We start from the raw sequence: 18,976 nt of genomic DNA, 5'->3' as shown, positions 1-18,976 counted from the left end.
CAATTATAGTAGGTTAAAACATAGAATTTCATATTTAGAATAATTAGAAGGGTATAGTACAATTAGCTAGGTACGTAATTACGGAGCAAAGTTTTAAAAATGGGGGTGGAAAAATGGAAGAATCAAATAACCGGGAACTGTCATTGAAGCTTTATGTGGTACTTCATCATGCATTTCATGCATTTCAAACAGAAGCATTCAAGGATATGAGAAAACACGGACTAAATCCTACTGCCTTTGCAGTATTGGAGCTACTTTACAGTAAAGGCCCACAGCAAGTTCAGCATATCGGGGAGAAGGTATTGATTTCCTCAAGCTCGATTACTTATGTTGTGACAAATCTTGAAAAGGATGGATACGTAAAAAAGGAGCAGTATGAGGCGGATCGTCGTGTTTCATACGTTTCCCTGACGGGTAGAGGAAAATCGTTGATGGATAAGATTTTTCCCGACCATGCAGCGCGTCTCGAACAAGTTGCTGACGGTCTCAATCCCGAAGAGAAAGCTGAACTGATTGAGCTACTTAAAAAGTTAGGGAAAAATGTTTCGTTGTAATCTATCTTATCTGCGACACCATTCTTTTTAAGGAGAGATATCATGACAGAACTGAATTTGGCTGTAGTTTACTACAGCTCCACCGGTACAAATCATCAGATGGCCCAGTGGGCTGAAGAAGCAGGTAAGAGTGTCGGTGCAAACGTAAGACTACGTAAAGTCCCGGAAACGGCACCCATGGAAGCCATAGAACAGAATCCCGCATGGAAAGAACATCACGAAAAGACGCAGAATGTCGAAGAGGCAACAACAGAAGATCTCGACTGGGCGGACGCCATTATTTTCAGTGTTCCTACGCGTTTTGGTGTAGAGGCATCACAATTCAGGGCATTCGTCGATACGACGGGTGGCTTATGGGCTCAAGGTAAGCTTGTAAACAAGGTCGCTGGTGCAATGACTTCAGCGCAGAATCCGCATGGTGGCCAAGAAGCTACAGTGCTGTCGATTCATAAGACACTGGCACACTGGGGGGCAATCATCGTACCTACAGGGTATGCGGATCCTGTACAGTTTGCCTCTGGAGGCAATCCTTATGGTGTTTCTGCAACGGTGGATGAGAATGGCATTGTCGGAGATATAGAAGATGCTGTGAAAAGCCAGGCGAAACGCACAATCGAAATAGCTAAGTGGCTCAAAGAAGGACAAGGACAGTAAGAATAGTGGAGCAGTTGAACGATTACGTTCAGCTGCTCTTTTTTTACATATGTTTGTTAAAAAAGTTAGAGGGTAACTTATATGTGTAAAACATATAATGAAAAGGAGGGGATACCATGTTCTACCATAGAAAAGAATTGCAGTTCGAAGCCATGCCTGAAAAACCGAACCCGATATTTGCAAAGATGTTGCAAGAAGTCATTGGCGGTCAATATGGTGAGATGTCAGTAGCGATGCAGTACTTATTCCAAGGATGGAACACGAGAGGGAATGAAAGATATAAAGATCTTCTCATGGACACTGGCACTGAGGAACTTGGCCATATAGAAATGCTCGCAACGATGGTAGCAAGGTTGCTTGATGGTGCACCGATTGATGAGCAGGAAAAAGCGATGAAAGACCCGGCAATAGGTGCAATCATGAGTGGTATGAACCCGCACCATGCGATTGTAACTGGATTGGGTGCGGGTCCGGAAAATAGTGCTGGGGTACCATGGAGTGGCGGATATATCGTAGCTAGCGGCAACATTCTTGCAGACATGAGAGCAAACCTCAATGCCGAATCCCAAGGTCGTCTACAAGTGGCAAGACTTTATGAAATGACGGATGATCCTGGCGTCAAAAAAATGCTTTCTTTCCTGTTGGCTAGAGACACAATGCACCAGAACCAGTGGATTGCAGCAATTAAAGATTTGGAATCAAAAGAAGGCGTAGTGACCCCATCTACAGTTACGAGCAACATGGAAGCGACAGAGTTCTCGTACAAACTTTATAACTTCTCTGAAGGTGAAGGTAGCTCACAGCTCGAATGGATGGATGGTGTAACACCAGACGGTGCTGCAGAGTTCCAGTACGAAAGTACGCCAAAGGCATATGGGGAAATTCCTGTCCTGAATCCGGCTCCGAAATATATGCATAATACCCTGCCAAACCAGGATAAATAAAACAGATGTAAAAAAACTTCCCCTCTCAACGAAGGGAAGTTTTTTAAGTTATATATTCAACAAAGAGATATTGGGCAATTGTCTGGCTGATCTGTATTTCTTTATCGGAAGTACCGTGATGCAGAGCAATCAGATCGAGTGCGCTGTCCCGTTCCTTAACAGTGATTTCATCGCCAATTCCAAGGCTATGGCTTTCGAAGTATTGGAGGAGTTTTTCGTCATCCACAATTCGGGATATTCTCACTGGCATGCCTATTTCGGCCTCGGTCAGGTGAATGCTCCGTACCTCCTGCTCGTCCATGCGGTCTACAGAAATGGCACCACCATGTGGGCAGTGCTCCGGATAGTCGAGGTACTGCTCGAGTTTATCAGCCAGCACGTTGCTCGTCGTATGTTCAAGCAGCTCTGCTTCTGAATGCACATCGTTAATCGAGAAGCCAAGGTGTTTCACGAGAAACACTTCCCATAGTCTGTGCTTTCGAATCATCTTCTTTGCATATTCCGTACCCTCATGCGTTAGCTTGCTGCCTCTATAAGGTGTGTATACCACCCATCCAGACTTAACGAGGCTGTTCATCATTTCCGTTACTGTTGGGGGTGAAATACTCAACCGGTTGGCAATCTCTTTATTTGGAACCTGTTCTGTCCTTCCACCAAGTTCAAACAGGATTTTCAGATAGTCTTCTTTAGTCGGGCTCAAAATAATCCTCCGTTCTAGTCCGATAATTCCTCTAACTATTATGAAGCATAGACTCTAGGCAGGCAACTCGTATTTGAGACGTATGGAGCGAGTGAATTCTTCCCCGTTTTCGGTGAGCTTGTAAGTTCCGGACTCCTTCTCTATATACCCATTTCTCATTAGGCGATCGATATGCCGTTTGAATTGTCTAGTAGACAGATTAAAGTGTGTCAAGATATCCTTCTGAGCCAATGATTGATTAGACTGTTCATTCAAGAGCATCAATATCATGGCACGACTAAACGCTTTTTTCTGCTGCATCTTTTGAAGACGGCTGCTGATCAACCCTTTGCTGTTGAAAAGGAAAACGACCATGAACGTACCCAGTGCGACAAAAGCAGTAGTTCCTGCGACCGAAAGATCGAAATAAAAGCTGATGCAGTAGCCTGCCACACTATTCAGTACAGCAAAGCCCAGCGTAAGAACAATCATTGCTTCTAATCTTCTGACTAGTAGATAGGCGGTAAGGGCAGGGGCGACAAAGAAATTAATCACAAGAATGGAGCCGACTGCATCGAAAGCTGCGACAGCTGTAACGGAAACCAGCGTCATCAGAGCATAATGCATGAAAGCGACGGAAAACCCGGCAATATATGCAAATTTTGGATCGAAGCTTGTCACTTTTAACTCTTTATAGAATAAAGTAACAAAGGCAATGTTAATCAGCAGAATGATGGATAGTTGCCAGAGTGCATTGGGAATACTGAACCCCAATATATCAATGCGGTTGAAGGGGGCAAAGATGACTTCTCCCATAAGTACAACGTCTAGATCCAGGTGTACATTGCCCGCATATTTTGAGACAAGTATGATGGCTATGGCAAAAAGTGCTGTAAAGACAAACCCAATAGCAGCATCCTGCTTGACGAGCTCTGTTTTTGATACGAGCTCGATTATATAGACTGTTGCTAGCCCGATCAGGCTTGCGCCAACGATGAGCCACGGTGAGCGAATGTCGTTTGTAATGAAGAACGCAAGCACGATACCGAGCAAGATTGTATGACTGATTGCGTCGGTAACCATTGCCATGCCGCGCAGGACAAGGAAAACTCCGAGTAGGCTGGTGGCCATCGCAGTAACAATTAATACAAATAGGACTTCTATCATCATCAGTACTCACCTGCTTTCTTTTTCAGCATACTGCGTCTGAGCAAACCTTTTCGTGCGAACAACAGAGACAGAAGTACCATGGTGGACAGTACGAGTATGATCGCAGGTCCTGTGGCAATATTATTGCCTGCAGTACTGATGTAGGTACCTGTAAAAGCTGAGACAGCGCCTGCTATGCCAGCAATCGCAAGTACATGACTGAATCTATTGGACCAGAGTTGACCAATTACAGCCGGGGCAATCAGCAAGTTGACAATAAGAATGGCGCCAACCGCTTTTAATCCAACCGCAATTAATGTAATGGTGATAGCCAGTATCATGAAGTTCATCATCTTATTGCTGATGCCGATGCTTCGACTGTACACAGGATCGAACACGTAGATTTTGAGTTGGCTGTAGAATATTATAAAAATCATCAGACTGATGATAGAGGCCACCAATATAAGATATACGTCGCTGCGAAGCATGTAGGCAGCCTGTCCAAATATATAATCGGAAAGCCCTTGTGTCCCATCAAAATCTGGATTTCCCTGTACAAAGCTCATCAGGGCCATACCGAGTCCAAAAAATGAGGAAAGGACGAGTGCAAGTGCACCGTCAAGTGTAATACGTGAGTGTTCTGTAATGACCTGGATGAAGAAGAAGGCAACGATGCCGAGCAATAGAGCGCCAAGTGCCAAAGCCAATGTTTCTCGCGTCCCAACAAGCATGAAAGCAAGTACAACTCCTGGGAAGGTCGCATGTCCGACAGCATCTCCAATCAGGCTCTGCCCTTTGATGACACTGACCGTACCAATGATTCCAGAAGCGATGCCAAGGATGACTGTCCCAAGTGCCACAATTATGAAGGTATAGCTTGTCAGTATGTCAATCATACGTACCACTCGTCTCATAGTAAGCTTTTTTTATGTTCGACTCGTTCCAGACATCTTCAACAGTCCCTTCGGTAATGACTGTCTTGTTCAAAATGACAGCGTAATCGAAATAATCTTCTACTGTGTCCAACTGGTGGTGGACGACGATGAACGTTTTTCCTTCTTTTTGTAGCGACTTCATGACATCGATAATTAACTTCTCAGTAGTGATGTCGATTCCCTGGAGCGGTTCGTCCATGATGTAGATATCTGCATTCTGGGCAATGGCACGGGCGAGAAAGACTCTTTGCCGCTGGCCACCGGACAGCTCGGATATCTGACGGTTTTTGAAGCTTTCCATTTTCATAGTCTTAAGGGCTGAGAGGGCAATATCCGAGTCATTCTTATTCGGGCGTTTGAACCAACCTTTGTGCACATATCTTCCCATCAACACCACGTCTAATACGGTTGCAGGGAAATCCCAGTTGACTTCGCCTTTTTGGGGCACGTAGGCAATTCTTTTTAAGGCGTATTTTGCCTCTTTTCCATCGATATCTATCTTTCCGGAAATCGGCTTGATAAGTGTCATTATGGATTTTATCAGTGTCGACTTGCCGGCACCGTTAGGACCAACGATGGCGGTGCGGCTATTGGCAGGAATGGACATGTTGACGTGCCATAGTGCAGGCTTTTCCTGATAGGCAACGTTCAAATCTTTTATCTTAATCAATGAGTTCATGTATTTATCTCCCTATTTCAGATGATCAGTAATCGTATCGATATTATGCTTAAACATACTTATATACGTGTCTCCCTCACGCCCCGGTTCTGCTAGTGAGTCCGATAAGAGTGCCTCTTCGTTGGTGACAACTACTTCGACCGCCCCTCCCCTTGAATGGATGATCTCCTCAAGGCGCTGCATCCGATCGGGGTTTGTAGTTGTCTCCACAAAAACTGCTTTGATATTGTTTTCCATAATCAAGTCTGCAGTTGCTTCGATTGTATTGTTAGAAACTTCAGCATCTGTAGAAATACCTTGAGGGGCGTGGACTTCCAAATCGTAGTTGGCGGCTAGGTAGTTGAAAGCGTCATGAGGGGTGATGACAAGCCTCGATGATTTAGGTATTTCTTCAATGCGTTTTTCTACATAGTCATTCAGTTCGTCGAGAGATTCAAAATAAGATTCTTTATTCCGAGCGAAAGTGTCTTTATATTCGGGATAATCCTCAGAGAGCTTTTCACAGACAGTGTTCATTGCTTTTTTATAAAGAGTTATATCGAACCAGAAATGGGGATCTGCTTCACCTTCGTCTTCTTCAAGTACAGTTGCGTCTTTAAAATTTCTAGTGATGGATGTGCCGCTCTCCAAAACATCCGCCATTCGTCCTTCAAAATTTAATCCTTGATAGAGTAGTGTATCGGCATCTAGTATCAGCGAAAGATCACTTGCTTTCGGCTGGTAGATATGTGGATCTTCACCTGCTGGAATGATTAGAGAGGTATCAAATGCGTCGACGTCCTCACTAAGAACCTGAACCATATCATAGATGAATGTTGTTGTTACTACGACATCCGGATTGCCCTCTTCCTTGCTTTGACCACTACATCCAGAAGTTAGTAGAAGGACTGAAGTGGCCAAAAATAATGCGAATACTTTCTTCATACTACACCTCCGCGACTTTTTATTTAGGTTACCCTAACAAAATTATTTAGTCAAACCTAAAAATTTAATAATCTCTCGTTTCCTTTATTAATAACGTTAAGTTTGATATTTAATTGTTTAATTTGAGACAGAGCGGAAAAAGAGGAGAAGTTGGTCATCCTTTTTGGAACTTAGTTGAAACGCATTAACGAGACAACCGCAACAAAAGTTCGAAGCCCCTATTTTGGAAGTAATGATAATGTTCTAGATACTTTGAACAGAGTGTGGCTGACATTATTTATGATATAATCGAATGTAAGAGATACAAACGTTTGCATAAGGAGGGATACGATGAAAAAGCGTTCAAGTGGCCTGTTGATGCACGTCTCCTCGCTGCCTGGAGAATACGGTATCGGGGACTTTGGTCAATATGCCTATAAATTTGTAGATTTCCTCTCTGCTACAAATACAAAATACTGGCAAATACTGCCCCTTGGTATCACTAGTTTTGGAGATTCTCCATATCAAAGCTTCTCCGCCTTCGCCGGAAACCCCTACTTCATCGATTTAGATCGATTAGTTGAGGAAGGGTGGCTGAAAAAATCGGAAATTGTACAGACAGATCTTGGGGAGGACGAAGAGAGTGTAAATTACGCAAAATTGTACGAAGGAAAGCTCTCTTTACTGAATAAGGCGTTTCAGCGTGCCTATCCGGAAATTGAGGAAGCACTTGAAGAGTTCATGGCCGTACATGAAGACTGGCTCCCTGACTTCGCATGCTTCATGGCTATCAAGAAAGCTTACGGAAACGTAGCTTGGACCGCGTGGCCGAAGTCCTATCGTCTCCGCGACCGGGAAGTGTTGGAGGAGTTCCGGCAAGCACACAAGAAAAATATCCATTTTTGGGTCTTCACCCAATATTTGTTCTTCGAACATTGGCATGATTTAAAGGTATATGCAAACAAAAAAGGGATTCGCATTATCGGAGATATTCCAATATACGTAGCAGCAGACAGTGCGGATGTCTGGTCCAGACCGGATCTCTATAAGCTAGATAAAAATCTACATCCAGAAGTTGTTGCTGGTGTTCCGCCTGACATGATGAGTGATACAGGTCAGCTCTGGGGGAATCCGATTTACGATTGGGATAAAATGAAGCAGGAGGGCTACCATTGGTGGATCAGACGTGTCGAAGAGAGTTTCGAGCTGTTCGACGCAGTTCGTATCGATCATTTCAGGGGCTTTGAAGCTTACTGGGAAGTGCCTGCCGCGGATGAAACAGCGGAGAATGGAAAGTGGGTCAAGGGGCCTGGTCTTTCATTATTTGAAGCAATAAAGGAGAGGCTCGGAGATAAGGAGATTCTTGCAGAGGACCTCGGATTTCTTACTGAAGAAGTCTATGATTTGATTGAAGCAACAGGTTATCCTGGTATGAAGGTGATGCAATTTGGTTTTGGCGCAGAGGATTCCGAGTATATGCCGCACAATTACACACGGCATTCGATTGCATATACCGGCAACCATGATACACAAACAATGCAGGGGTGGCTTAATACTGCAGACACAGCAGCTGTAGAGACAGCAAAGAACTACCTGAATCTTACTGATGACGAAGGCTACGTCAATGGCTGTATCAGGGGCGTCTTTGCCTCATCTTCCAACTTAGCTATCATTCCCGTTCAGGATCTTCTCGGTCTAGACGACACGGCCCGTTTCAACTGGCCTTCAACCATCGGGGGAAATTGGGAATGGCGCATGACACAGGATGCACTTTTAAAGTCGCATAAATCGTATCTTAAAAATCTTAATAAACGCTACGGGAGGTCATTATGACATCGCTACAACTTAAAGAAAGAATCGAAGGTAAAGCTTACGAGAGTCATGGTCAGTCTTTTTACGCGCTCAATGAAAAGGAACAATTTAAAGTAGTCGGCAGTGCTGTAATGGAGTACCTTGTACCAAAGTGGATTGAATCTAAGGGGAAGTTCAACAAGACGAAGCAAGCTTATTATCTATCTGCTGAGTTTCTTATGGGACGCGCGCTCAGTAATAACCTGGTCAATCTCGGAATTAATGATGAGGTCAAAAGGACACTGGATGAGATGGGTGTGGATTACAATGCACTCGAAGATGCTGAGGATGATGCTGGGCTCGGCAACGGTGGGCTGGGCCGCCTTGCCGCTTGTTTCTTGGATTCTGGAGCAACACTCGACTATCCTTTATCCGGGTATGGTATCCTGTACCAATATGGCATCTTCAAACAAAACTTCGTTAACGGGTTCCAAGTCGAATCTGCCGATCCTTGGCTTGAGAATGGTAATCCTTGGCTAATCAAGAACAGTAATGATGCCAGAATCATCGAATTTAGCGATGCTGACAAGGTGGAAGCTGTCCCTTGCGATATGCCGATTGTAGGTTACGGTGGAGATACCATCAATACGCTCCGTTTATGGAAAGCAGAAGCAATTGATAAATTCGACTTCAAGGCGTTCGATGAGGGCAAGTATATCGACTCGGTAAGAGCCCAAGACGAAGCAGAAACCATTTCACGTATACTTTACCCGAACGATTCAACCAACGAAGGGAAGAAGCTCAGACTAAAACAGCAGTATTTCTTCACTTCTGCCTCTCTCCAAGATTTGATGATCAAATATAAAGCAGACGGACACAAGAATTTCGACGACTTTTCAAAACTGCACTCCATCCAGCTGAATGATACCCATCCAGCATTGGCTATCCCTGAGCTTATTCGCCTGCTTGAAAAAGAGGGTGTAGATTTCGAGAAGGCTTTTGATATCACTCAGAAATCCATGGCCTATACAAACCATACACTGCTAGCAGAAGCGCTGGAAGTTTGGAATAAGGAACTCTTTAAATCAGTACTGCCCAATCTGTATCCGTATATAGAGGAAATTAACTCTCGTCTGATTGCAGAACTGAGGGAATGGAAGATTGATGAAAATGAGTGGCATAACTTCCTGATTATCCAAAACAACGGCATCCATATGGCATTTATGTCCATCTACGCAACACGTGCAGTTAATGGTGTGGCAGCAATTCATACGGATTTGCTTAAAACTGATGTCATCAGCGCATGGCATAGACTGTTCCCAGACCGCATCGTCAATAAGACGAATGGCATTACACAGAGAAGATGGTTGCTCCAGTCCAATCCCCAGCTGAGCGAACTCATTACAGATCAACTAGAATCGAATGAATGGGTGACAGAGCTTGATCGATTAAAAGCACTGGAAGGAATGCAAGATGATGAGCAAGTGCTTGATCGCTTCATAGATATAAAGCGTGAAAAGAAGAAGGAGCTTGCAGAATACATTCAGTTCCACGAGGAAGTGGATATCGACCCGGACTCAATTTTCGATATTCAGATCAAACGGCTTCATGAATATAAACGCCAATTGATGATGGCATTCTATATCAGCGATCTGTATAACCGTATTAAAGCTGACCCAGAAGCAGAGTGGACAAAACGGACATTCATCTTCGGGGCGAAGGCGGCTCCTGGATACTACATGGCAAAATCCATCATTAAGTATATTAATGAGCTTTCAAATCGTGTGAATACTGATCCGGAAGTGAATGATATTATTAAAGTGGTATTTGTCGAGAACTATGGTGTCTCATATGCTGAAAGACTGTTCCCAGCAGCAGATGTCTCTGAACAGATATCCACAGCAGGAAAAGAAGCATCGGGCACGGGGAATATGAAGTTCATGCTGAACGGCGCAGTTACAGTCGGTACAATGGATGGTGCCAACGTTGAAATTGTGGAGGAAGCAGGCAGAGAGAACAACTACATCTTCGGCATGGAAGTAGAAGAAGTTGTAGAGAAGCGGAAAAATTATGATCCCACTTCTGCGATAAAACGTACACCAGGCCTCAAGACTGTTGTCGAATCATTGGTGGATGGTACATTCCAAGACAATAATACTGGCATGTTCCAGAACCTGTATAACAATCTGATACAAGAAGACCAGTACTTCGTGCTTGAGGATTTCGAGAGCTATCGAGAGGCACAGGATCAGATCGCTCAAGATTTTAAAGATGAAAAAGCGTTCTATAGAAAAGGTTTCATCAACATGGCCAACGCAGGAAAATTCTCTTCAGATCGTACCGTAGAGGAATATGCAAAAGGCATCTGGCATATCGCAAAACAACAGTAGAAGATTAAAATGGCTTGACCGCAATTGCGGTCAAGCCATTTTAATCTTCTAGGAGAAACTGCTCTTCGTCTCTTGAGTGAATTTCATCCACAATGATGATGGAGACGGAATAATCGATAAGTTTTTGAAAATCGACTGCTTCCTTGGACAGTTCGGATTTCATTCGTTCAATCATTGTACGCATCAAATCATGATCTCGCGTCAGCTGCTGGACTTTGTCATGGAGCGCGGGCTTTTTATCCACAGCTTCCTGATAAAGTCCGTTTTCCTCTTCTTCGCTCTCGGCATGTGTAAGAATACGCTGTTCCACATATTCGATAAATGACTGCATCTCTAGAGCGAGTGCTTCATGTTCTTGCTTATTCAATAGAGTTTTCATATCGGCAACGTGGTCCTCTGCACCTCCCAGGCTTGCGTCGTGGATGGCTCGGTGGGCATGGAGTTGTCTGAGTGCTGGTCCTGCCATTTTATCGCCTCCGGAATTTATTCTCTAATTGTCTTCTTTTATCGGATTGGTAGCCCACATCTGACTGGTCTTGATGAAAGTTCTCGGGTTCAGTTTGAGTTGGCTGACGATGATATCAGCAATGTCTTCTGCATGTGTCATGGTTTCCTTTTTAAGTCCCGTCTCACCAATAAGATCCGTTAGTACAGCTGATGGTGTCAGGTACGACACTCTGATGTTGTGCTGGCGCATTTCTTGCATGACCCCCTCAGTCATACCGATGACTGCAAATTTCGTTGCAGAATAGAGCGAACTGTTCGGCCCACCTTTTAGTCCTGACATAGATGAAATATTGATGACATCCCCTTGCCCTTGACCCTTCATCAATGGAAGTACGGCATGCATCATGTGATAGATCCCGAAGACGTTGATATCCATCATCTCGCGCAAGTCTGCTTCGGAACTATCTAGGAAAGAAGTGGGGTTCATGATACCTGCGTTGTTGATCAGTATATCGATGCGTTCAAATGGCTCATCCAATTCATTGATCATACGGTCGACGTCTTCTTTAGTTGAAACGTCTCCATTCAATCCAACGACTTCCACGTCGTGTTTTTGAAGCTCTATAACTGCTTCTTTAAGTGTCTCTGCATTCCGTCCGATGACTGCGACATTGACACCTTCTGCTGCCAGTGCGTGAGCGGTAGCCAGTCCGATACCTTTCGTGCCTCCGGTAATGACAGCGTACTTTCCTCTGATTTTCTGCATGTTTTTCTCTCCCTTTTTGATAATACTTATGATCTCATTGTAGCAAATACACATTCCTCAGACACTGATGACGCTTTTCTTGTGTTAGAATCATTGTATAATGAAATCAAAATTATGCAGTATAGATAAGGAGGCACTAATATGAAAGAATGGTTGGAACTGGCACAGAAGAAAGATGCACAGGATGCACTTGCCAAGTATAAAAAAGAATTCTATTTGGGAGAGGCTGTCCATTACATGGACGGGAATTCCCTTGGGTTGATGAGCAGACCTGCAGAACAGAGTCTGCTCGATGTCATGGAGGATTGGAAGCAGCATGGCATAGATGGATGGACGCGTGGCGACCGTCCTTGGTTCTATATGAGTGAAAAAATTGGGGAAATGATGGCGCAAATAATCGGTGCAGAGCGTCATGAAGTATTGGCGACAAACTCGACGACCATAAACATCCATCAGACTGTCCGAACGCTCTATCAGCCGACGGATGAGAGACATAAGATTCTGGTAGACGATCTTAACTTTCCATCCGATATCTATGCAGTACAATCGATTCTGGATGATTACGGCTATCCGGATGGGATGGTCAAAGTACCGTCCCACGATGGGCATACTCTCTCTACTGATACGATCATTGAGCACATGGATGAGAGTGTTGCGATGATACTATTACCCTCTGTGCTCTATCGCAGTGGACAGGTATTGGAGATGGAGAAACTGACAGAAAAGGCACATGAAAAAGGGATCCTGATTGGTTTTGATCTATGTCATTCCATCGGTTCAGTGCCGCATCAGCTCAAGGAGTGGGATGTGGATTTCGCAATGTGGTGTACATACAAGCATCTAAACGGCGGACCGGGTTCTGTTGGCGGATTGTATATCCACGAGAAACACCACGACGTTGGAGTAAGTCTGAAAGGCTGGTTCGGTAACAATAAAGAGACGCAGTTTGATATGGGGCACACTTTCGATCAGGCGCCTGATATCAGTCAATATCAGGTTGGGACCCCGCATATCTTCTCAATGGCACCGCTCCTTGGTACCTTGGAAATGTTCCAGGAAGCTGGTATGGAGAACATACGCAAGAAGTCGCTCGAACTTACTGATTTTATGATGACTATGATCGATGCAGTGCTTGAGGATTATGACATAGAGGTTGTAACACCGAGGGAACCTGAGCATCGTGGCGGTCATATACTAATTGGGCATCCACAAGCGGCCGGTATTAATGCAGCGTTGAAATCAAAAGGTGTGATTCCGGATTTCCGTGCACCAAGCTATGTTAGAATTGCACCGGTGGCATTGTACAATTCATTCGAAGATGTCTATCATACTGTGGCGATACTAAAGGAAATCATGGATAACCGCCTTTACGAGGCATACGAGAACAGACGGGGAGTGATTGCTTGATGTGGCAGGATATTACACAGATGCTTGATGAAAATATTGCCCATTGGCCTGAAGATACTCCATTTACCTACGAGCGCACAGTATCGAAAGAACAGAGTGGCTCAGTCAATATTGGCAGGATTGAAACGAGTACGCATATCGGTACGCATATCGATGCGCCTTTTCATTTTGATGATGCCGGCATCACGGTGGAGCAGTTGGATATCAACCGCTATATAGGTGAAGCAACGGTTGTTGAAATAACGGCTGAGCACACGATTACATTGGAAGCGTTGGAAGAATTTCAACTTAAAGGAACAATCCTACTAATAAAGACAAAAGACCATACTGAGCGTACGCTTTTCCCAGCTCAAGTTCCTGTCCTTGAAAAGCGGGCGGTGGAACATATTGCACGCAGTGGGATCAAACTCTTTGGCATCGACGTTGCTTCTGTGGATCCAATTGATTCGAAGACACTCGATATCCATCACCTGCTGCATGAAAGGGATATAATGATCATCGAAAACACAGTGCTGGATGAGATTACTCCGGGCTATTATGACTTTATCGCCATGCCTTTGAAGATAAAAGGTGGCGACGGTTCGCCTGTACGTGCGGCACTACGTTCCAAAGGAGGAGTTTAAATGAGCAACTATCAGGACCACACATTAGAAGGAGAAGATGTAAAAACAGATTTTTTAAAGGATATGACGTATGGCGAGTACCTCAGTCTCGACCGTATTCTTTTCTCACAGAATGCATTGACTGATGAGCACGATGAGACGTTGTTCATCATCATCCATCAAGTTTCCGAGCTATGGATGAAATTGATCATTCACGAAATCAATTCTGCAATCGAGGATATAAAGGTCGATGATTTCAGGATGGCCTTCAAGAAGCTGGCGAGAGTGACCAATATTCAAAGGCAGATTATTTCGGCTTGGGATGTATTGTCGACTATGACGCCGAGTGACTATCTGAAGTTCCGTGACAGCCTCGGCAATGCTTCAGGGTTCCAGTCCTATCAAAACCGTATGATGGAATTCAGTCTCGGCTACAAGACGACACATGCGCTCAAAATTTATGAAAAAGATTCGGTGGTCTATGAGCAGCTCAAGTCACAACTGATGAAACCGAGCATCTACGACGAAGCCATCCGTGCAGTCGTCCGCGCAGGGTTTGAAGTTGACGACGCTGTGCTGCAGCGTGAAGTGACTGAAACGTATGTACCGCACCCGTCAGTCAAGGAAGCGTTCAAACAGATATACCTGAACACCGACCAGTATTTTGAATTATATGAAATGCTCGAGAAACTGGTTGATGTGGAAGACTTGTACAGTCAGTGGCGCTTTAGACATATGAAGACCGTCCAGCGCATCATCGGTTTTAAGAAAGGCACCGGTGGCAGCTCAGGCGTTGATTATTTAAGGCGTGTCATTGACGATTACTTTTTCGCAGAACTCTGGGAATTGAGATCCGAACTTTAAAGAAAGAGGTGGCAGTATGCGGGACTACGGACAAACGAACATTTTTGATCATGTTATCAAGGAGGACGAGACATTCGTAATTGTTGTCCAAGAAGTTACAGAGCAGAATGGACAACTTCACAAGCGAGTGCTTAGGGAATACCCAAGCCTCGATATGGAAGGGATGAAGAACCTTTTCGAGCATCTTAAAGATGTCTATCTCAACGAAGCATTTTCATCCCATGGTAAATACTTTGATATTACAATATATACGAACGAAGACTATGCAGGGGATAACATATATGCACACGTAAAGCGATACCGTAACAGTAAAGAGTGGACAACAACATCTAAATGATAAGGTGGATTAGAGCTGATTCTGAAGGTGAGAATAAGCATTGCATGAGTAAAATTTTCGATTATTCTTTAATTTGAGAAATCCGCCGATAAAAATTTGTCCCTGCATATATTTATCTCTATAATGGTTATTGTATACTCGCCGTATACTGTGAATATTGCAAATAACACTTGAAGCGGAGGATTTTCATATGAGAATTATAGTAGCAGGAGGGGACGGCTTTTGTGGATGGCCGACAGCCCTATATCTTTCCGAGAAAGGTCACGAAGTGACGATTGTTGATAACTTGGTAAGACGTAAAATTGATGAGGAATTGCATTCCAATTCCGTTACACCAATCGCCTCTCTACAAGAACGCGTAGATAAATGGAAAGAACTCACTGGAAAAGAGATCAAAGTCTACGAAGGCGATTTGAACCACTATGATTTTCTGAGCCTTGTCTTCAAGAATGAGCGTCCTGAAGCATTCGTACATTTTGCAGAACAGCGCTCAGCACCGTACTCCATGATCGACCGTGAACATGCGGTGTATACGCAGCAGAACAACGTGCTCGGCAACCTAAATGTACTCTACGCAATCAAGGAATTTGAACCGGATTGCCACCTAATTAAGCTCGGTACGATGGGTGAGTATGGCCAGCCGAATATCGACATTGAAGAAGGTTATATTGAAATTGAACATAAAGGAAGAAAAGACACGCTACCATTCCCGAAACAACCTGGTTCCTTCTATCACCTCACCAAAGTACACGATACACATAATATCATGTTTGCTTGCAAAATCTGGGGCATTCGTGCGACAGACCTGAACCAAGGCGTTGTCTATGGTTTGAATACTGAAGAAACTAAGAAAGATCCTGTGCTGGCAAACCGTCTAGATTATGACGGTGTGTTCGGAACAGCGTTAAACCGTTTCGTCATCCAGTCTGCGATTGGTCATGATATGACAGTATACGGTTCAGGTGGACAAACGCGTGCCTTCCTGAATATTAAAGATACGGTACGCTGTGTGGAAATCGCTGCTGAGAATCCAGCCGACCAAGGTGAATTCAGGGTCTTCAATCAGTTTACAGAGTCTTTCTCTGTACAGGAACTCGCAGAAAAGACAAAGCAAGCTGCTGCAGAACTTGATATTGAAGCGAATATCAAAAGCATTGAAAATCCACGTATCGAAAATGAAGATCACTACTATAATGCAGTTAATACAAACCTGATCGACTTAGGGCTTGAACCGCATCTATTAACCCAGGATGTCCTCAAAGAAATGCTTAAGGAAGCGCTTGAGCATAAAGATCGTATCATTGTAGAAAATGTCCTTCCAAAAGTAACTTGGAAATAAAGAGAGGTAATCCGTGTGAAGATAGCGATTGTCACCGAGACATTCCTGCCATCGACAGATGGCATTGTGACCAGATTGACAAATGCAATAGACTACTTTATACGGGAAGGCCATGAAGTCCTGGTCATTGCCCCAGATCTTGGTGTATATGATTATAAAGGAGCAAAGGTGGTCGGCATAAAGCCGATCACTTTCCCTTTTTACAGGTATAGAAAATGGGGTTTCCCATCCCGTAAAGTGTATCATGAATTGAAAAAATTCCAGCCCGATGTTGTACACGCAGTCAACCCGGTGCTCCTAGCGACAAGTGCAGTAAAAGCGGCGCAGCAACTTGATATCCCGCTCATCTCCTCATATCATACGCATCTGCCTAAGTATCTTGATTACTACAAAATATATAAGTGGGCAAAACCCTTGCTGTGGTGGTATATCAAGCGTAACCATAAAAATGCTGATCTCAACCTGGTCACGTCGAACGCTATACGTGAAGAGCTCGATGCAGAGGGTATTGAAAGACTTGATGTCATACCAAGGGGTGTCGATACCGTAGGGCGGCATCCGGACTATAGAGATGAGGAGATGCGTAATCGTCTGACAGGTGGGAAACCCTCCAACAAACTTCTTGTATTCATTGGTCGCATTGCAGTAGAAAAAGAGATTCCGAAGCTCCTCCCACTGCTGGAAAAACGACCGGACATCAGTCTAGCAATCGTTGGTGATGGGCCGGCGCGTGCAGATATAGAAAAGCGTTTCAAAGGAACGAACACCATTTTCACAGGATTCCTTCATGGAGAAGATTTATCCAAAGCATTTGCATCGGGGGATGCATTCATTTTTCCTTCAGTATCGGAAACTCTAGGCCTTGTCATTTTGGAATCGATGGCATCGGGGCTTCCATTAATTGCTGCCAAAAGCGGACCAACGAACGAACAGGTGGAACATGGCGTAAACGGTATGCTTTTTGAGAATGAAAACTTAGAAAGTATGCTAGAAGCAGTGTCGGTGCTTGAAGATGAGGAGAAACTTGAAGAGATGCGGCAGAACGCACGGAATTCAGCGATGGGTTATGCGTGGGACGAAACGTCAAAGCGGTTGATTGATTTCTATATGGAAGCGAGAGACAGACATTCTGTCGGAAGCAAAAATATGTAGTGGAAAGGAAGATATCTATGCGAATGACAGACATTATTGCCAAAAAGCGTGACGGTGGAGCGTTGTCAAAAGCAGAAATCGACTATTTTATCACCGGATACACAAAAGGAGATATTCCAGACTATCAAGTTTCAAGCCTACTTATGGCCATCTTTTTCAATGATATGACCGAGGAAGAGCGTGCAAATCTGACAATGGCTATGGTTGAATCCGGAGATCAAATTGATCTTTCGGCAATTGAAGGTGTAAAAGTCGACAAGCATTCCACGGGCGGTGTCGGTGACACGACAACACTCGTACTCGCGCCACTGGTTGCAGCACTTGATGTGCCAGTCGCCAAGATGAGTGGTCGGGGTCTTGGTCATACAGGTGGAACAATCGATAAACTTGAAGCAGTCGAAGGGTTTCACGTTGAGATTAGTGAACAAGAATTCACGGATCTTGTGAATCAAAATAAGGTTGCGGTTATCGGCCAGTCCGGTAACCTCACCCCAGCAGACAAGAAACTCTACGCTCTGCGTGATGTCACGGCGACCGTCAATTCAATCCCACTCATCGCAAGCTCAATCATGAGTAAGAAAATCGCAGCCGGTGCCAATGCCATCGTGCTAGATGTCAAAACAGGCGATGGGGCATTCATGAAGAATGAAGAAGATGCGATTGCACTGGCAGAAGCAATGGTAGCGATTGGAAATAACGTAGGACGTAATACAATGGCGATTATATCAAGCATGTCAGAACCGCTTGGATATGCCATCGGTAATGCGCTTGAAGTCAAAGAGGCGATTGACACACTCAAGGGCGAAGGTCCAGAGGATTTGACAGCATTGTGTCTGGAACTTGGTGCGCAGATGGCGGTGCTTGGTGGTGCAGCAGAAACATTGGATGAGGCCAAAGAGAAGCTTCAGGATGCCATTGATGACGGACGGGCACTTGAGAAATTCAAGGTGTTCCTCGAAAGCCAAGGAGGCGATGCGTCCGTTGCAGACGATGTGTCGAGGCTCCCACAAGCACAATACCAATTTGAAGTGAAAGCAGATAAAAGTGGCTTCGTAGAAGCGATTGCTGCTGAGGAAATTGGTATTGCATCTGCAATGCTCGGTGCAGGTCGTCAGACTAAAGAAGATGAAATTGATCTTGCGGTTGGTCTGGTCCTCGAGAAAAAAGTCGGAGATTCAGTGCAATCAGGTGATACAATTGCTATTATCCACAGCAACAGAGAAGATGTTGCAGACGTAGAAAAGAAGATCATCGACAACTACACGATTGGTGAAACCCGAAATAAGATAGATTTAATTAAACAAATCGTTACAAAATAAAGAGGCTCGAAACTGGTAATTTACTCTTAGAAGTTAGAATCACGATTTAATTTCTAAGAGTACTA

19 protein-coding genes are annotated in these 18,976 nt (G+C 44.3%); 12 read left to right on the top strand and 7 right to left on the bottom strand.

Annotated features, from left to right (window positions below; all coding sequences use genetic code 11):
• Positions 1 to 113: 113 nt before the first annotated feature.
• From ACFOJ8_RS10635 to ACFOJ8_RS10625, 3 genes are all read left to right on the top strand, one after another.
• Positions 114 to 554: a MarR family winged helix-turn-helix transcriptional regulator gene (locus ACFOJ8_RS10635; protein WP_380650455.1), complete on the top strand. Its 441-nt coding sequence runs from the start codon at positions 114 to 116 to the stop codon at positions 552 to 554.
• A gap of 42 nt (positions 555 to 596) precedes the next feature.
• Positions 597 to 1,208, top strand: coding sequence for an NAD(P)H:quinone oxidoreductase (gene wrbA, locus ACFOJ8_RS10630; protein ID WP_380650453.1), 612 nt, complete (start codon positions 597 to 599; stop codon positions 1,206 to 1,208).
• A gap of 116 nt (positions 1,209 to 1,324) precedes the next feature.
• A complete protein-coding gene (locus tag ACFOJ8_RS10625) occupies positions 1,325 to 2,152 on the top strand; it encodes a manganese catalase family protein (protein ID WP_380650451.1) in 828 nt (275 codons plus the stop codon).
• A gap of 43 nt (positions 2,153 to 2,195) precedes the next feature.
• Here the strand turns inward: ACFOJ8_RS10625 and ACFOJ8_RS10620 are convergent, their stop codons facing one another.
• From ACFOJ8_RS10620 to ACFOJ8_RS10600, 5 genes are read right to left on the bottom strand one after another with little or no spacing between them, the layout of a single operon-like run.
• Positions 2,196 to 2,852: a metal-dependent transcriptional regulator gene (locus ACFOJ8_RS10620; protein WP_380650449.1), complete on the bottom strand. Its 657-nt coding sequence runs from the start codon at positions 2,850 to 2,852 to the stop codon at positions 2,196 to 2,198.
• 54 nt (positions 2,853 to 2,906) lie between these two features.
• Entirely contained in the window at positions 2,907 to 4,001 is a 1,095-nt protein-coding gene (locus ACFOJ8_RS10615; RefSeq protein ID WP_380650447.1) for a metal ABC transporter permease, read from the bottom strand.
• Positions 4,001 to 4,894: a metal ABC transporter permease gene (locus tag ACFOJ8_RS10610; RefSeq protein ID WP_380659927.1), complete on the bottom strand. Its 894-nt coding sequence runs from the start codon at positions 4,892 to 4,894 to the stop codon at positions 4,001 to 4,003. The genes ACFOJ8_RS10615 and ACFOJ8_RS10610 overlap by 1 nt, the downstream gene beginning before the upstream one ends.
• Positions 4,869 to 5,594 (bottom strand): metal ABC transporter ATP-binding protein, encoded by a 726-nt coding sequence (locus tag ACFOJ8_RS10605; protein WP_380650443.1) that lies wholly within the window; start codon positions 5,592 to 5,594, stop codon positions 4,869 to 4,871. Before ACFOJ8_RS10605 ends, ACFOJ8_RS10610 begins: the two co-directional genes overlap by 26 nt.
• A 12-nt stretch (positions 5,595 to 5,606) precedes the next feature.
• On the bottom strand, positions 5,607 to 6,518 hold the full coding sequence (locus tag ACFOJ8_RS10600) for a metal ABC transporter solute-binding protein, Zn/Mn family (RefSeq protein WP_380650441.1): 912 nt from the start codon (positions 6,516 to 6,518) through the stop codon (positions 5,607 to 5,609).
• A 330-nt stretch (positions 6,519 to 6,848) separates the two neighbouring features.
• Between ACFOJ8_RS10600 and malQ the strand changes: the two genes are divergently transcribed.
• Together malQ and ACFOJ8_RS10590 are read left to right on the top strand one after the other, a co-directional pair.
• Positions 6,849 to 8,330 (top strand): 4-alpha-glucanotransferase, encoded by a 1,482-nt coding sequence (gene malQ, locus ACFOJ8_RS10595; protein ID WP_380650439.1) that lies wholly within the window; start codon positions 6,849 to 6,851, stop codon positions 8,328 to 8,330.
• On the top strand, positions 8,327 to 10,678 hold the full coding sequence (locus ACFOJ8_RS10590) for a glycogen/starch/alpha-glucan phosphorylase (protein ID WP_380650437.1): 2,352 nt from the start codon (positions 8,327 to 8,329) through the stop codon (positions 10,676 to 10,678). The genes malQ and ACFOJ8_RS10590 overlap by 4 nt, the downstream gene beginning before the upstream one ends.
• 40 nt (positions 10,679 to 10,718) lie before the next feature.
• Here the strand turns inward: ACFOJ8_RS10590 and ACFOJ8_RS10585 are convergent, their stop codons facing one another.
• A complete protein-coding gene (locus tag ACFOJ8_RS10585; protein ID WP_380650435.1) occupies positions 10,719 to 11,144 on the bottom strand; it encodes a hypothetical protein in 426 nt (141 codons plus the stop codon).
• 24 nt (positions 11,145 to 11,168) lie between these two features.
• The gene (locus ACFOJ8_RS10580; protein ID WP_380650433.1) at positions 11,169 to 11,891 is read right to left on the bottom strand and encodes an SDR family NAD(P)-dependent oxidoreductase; all 723 of its coding nucleotides are present in this window, start codon (positions 11,889 to 11,891) and stop codon (positions 11,169 to 11,171) included.
• 141 nt (positions 11,892 to 12,032) lie between these two features.
• On the opposite strand from ACFOJ8_RS10580, the gene kynU reads away from it, so the two are divergent.
• The 7 genes from kynU to ACFOJ8_RS10545 all read left to right on the top strand — a co-directional run bounded on the left by kynU (position 12,033) and on the right by ACFOJ8_RS10545 (position 18,911).
• A complete protein-coding gene (kynU, locus tag ACFOJ8_RS10575; RefSeq protein WP_380650431.1) occupies positions 12,033 to 13,298 on the top strand; it encodes a kynureninase in 1,266 nt (421 codons plus the stop codon).
• Entirely contained in the window at positions 13,298 to 13,921 is a 624-nt protein-coding gene (gene kynB / locus ACFOJ8_RS10570) for an arylformamidase (protein ID WP_380650429.1), read from the top strand. Before kynU ends, kynB begins: the two co-directional genes overlap by 1 nt.
• Positions 13,922 to 14,764: a tryptophan 2,3-dioxygenase gene (locus tag ACFOJ8_RS10565; RefSeq protein ID WP_380650427.1), complete on the top strand. Its 843-nt coding sequence runs from the start codon at positions 13,922 to 13,924 to the stop codon at positions 14,762 to 14,764. It abuts the gene before it with no gap.
• 16 nt (positions 14,765 to 14,780) lie between these two features.
• Positions 14,781 to 15,101, top strand: a complete 321-nt coding sequence (locus ACFOJ8_RS10560; RefSeq protein WP_380650425.1) for a hypothetical protein — start codon at positions 14,781 to 14,783, stop codon at positions 15,099 to 15,101.
• A gap of 190 nt (positions 15,102 to 15,291) precedes the next feature.
• The gene (locus ACFOJ8_RS10555; protein WP_380650423.1) at positions 15,292 to 16,440 is read left to right on the top strand and encodes an NAD-dependent epimerase/dehydratase family protein; all 1,149 of its coding nucleotides are present in this window, start codon (positions 15,292 to 15,294) and stop codon (positions 16,438 to 16,440) included.
• 15 nt (positions 16,441 to 16,455) lie between these two features.
• Positions 16,456 to 17,592, top strand: coding sequence for a glycosyltransferase family 4 protein (locus ACFOJ8_RS10550; protein ID WP_380650421.1), 1,137 nt, complete (start codon positions 16,456 to 16,458; stop codon positions 17,590 to 17,592).
• 17 nt (positions 17,593 to 17,609) lie between these two features.
• Complete coding sequence (locus ACFOJ8_RS10545; protein WP_380650419.1) at positions 17,610 to 18,911, top strand: pyrimidine-nucleoside phosphorylase; 1,302 nt, start codon at positions 17,610 to 17,612, stop codon at positions 18,909 to 18,911.
• The last annotated feature ends 65 nt before the right edge of the window (positions 18,912 to 18,976 follow it).

Source organism: Salinicoccus sesuvii (assembly GCF_042648145.1).
Classification (GTDB): Bacteria; Bacillota; Bacilli; order Staphylococcales; family Salinicoccaceae; genus Salinicoccus; species Salinicoccus sesuvii.
The sequence above is the reverse complement of the archived record's forward strand: the minus strand, read 5'-3'. Positions and strand labels throughout refer to the sequence as shown.

Excerpts from the sequence above, each read along its gene's own strand:
- ACFOJ8_RS10635 (WP_380650455.1), top strand. The coding sequence starts at position 114 with ATGGAAGAATCAAATAACCGGGAACTGTCATTGAAGCTTTATGTGGTA.
- ACFOJ8_RS10590 (WP_380650437.1), top strand. The coding sequence starts at position 8,327 with ATGACATCGCTACAACTTAAAGAAAGAATCGAAGGTAAAGCTTACGAG.
- ACFOJ8_RS10600 (WP_380650441.1), bottom strand. The coding sequence starts at position 6,518 with ATGAAGAAAGTATTCGCATTATTTTTGGCCACTTCAGTCCTTCTACTA.
- malQ (WP_380650439.1), top strand. The coding sequence starts at position 6,849 with ATGAAAAAGCGTTCAAGTGGCCTGTTGATGCACGTCTCCTCGCTGCCT.
- ACFOJ8_RS10560 (WP_380650425.1), top strand. The coding sequence starts at position 14,781 with ATGCGGGACTACGGACAAACGAACATTTTTGATCATGTTATCAAGGAG.
- ACFOJ8_RS10555 (WP_380650423.1), top strand. The coding sequence starts at position 15,292 with ATGAGAATTATAGTAGCAGGAGGGGACGGCTTTTGTGGATGGCCGACA.
- ACFOJ8_RS10610 (WP_380659927.1), bottom strand. The coding sequence starts at position 4,894 with ATGAGACGAGTGGTACGTATGATTGACATACTGACAAGCTATACCTTC.
- ACFOJ8_RS10585 (WP_380650435.1), bottom strand. The coding sequence starts at position 11,144 with ATGGCAGGACCAGCACTCAGACAACTCCATGCCCACCGAGCCATCCAC.
- kynB (WP_380650429.1), top strand. The coding sequence starts at position 13,298 with ATGTGGCAGGATATTACACAGATGCTTGATGAAAATATTGCCCATTGG.
- ACFOJ8_RS10545 (WP_380650419.1), top strand. The coding sequence starts at position 17,610 with ATGCGAATGACAGACATTATTGCCAAAAAGCGTGACGGTGGAGCGTTG.
- ACFOJ8_RS10615 (WP_380650447.1), bottom strand. The coding sequence starts at position 4,001 with ATGATGATAGAAGTCCTATTTGTATTAATTGTTACTGCGATGGCCACC.
- kynU (WP_380650431.1), top strand. The coding sequence starts at position 12,033 with ATGAAAGAATGGTTGGAACTGGCACAGAAGAAAGATGCACAGGATGCA.
- ACFOJ8_RS10605 (WP_380650443.1), bottom strand. The coding sequence starts at position 5,594 with ATGAACTCATTGATTAAGATAAAAGATTTGAACGTTGCCTATCAGGAA.
- ACFOJ8_RS10625 (WP_380650451.1), top strand. The coding sequence starts at position 1,325 with ATGTTCTACCATAGAAAAGAATTGCAGTTCGAAGCCATGCCTGAAAAA.
- wrbA (WP_380650453.1), top strand. The coding sequence starts at position 597 with ATGACAGAACTGAATTTGGCTGTAGTTTACTACAGCTCCACCGGTACA.
- ACFOJ8_RS10565 (WP_380650427.1), top strand. The coding sequence starts at position 13,922 with ATGAGCAACTATCAGGACCACACATTAGAAGGAGAAGATGTAAAAACA.
- ACFOJ8_RS10580 (WP_380650433.1), bottom strand. The coding sequence starts at position 11,891 with ATGCAGAAAATCAGAGGAAAGTACGCTGTCATTACCGGAGGCACGAAA.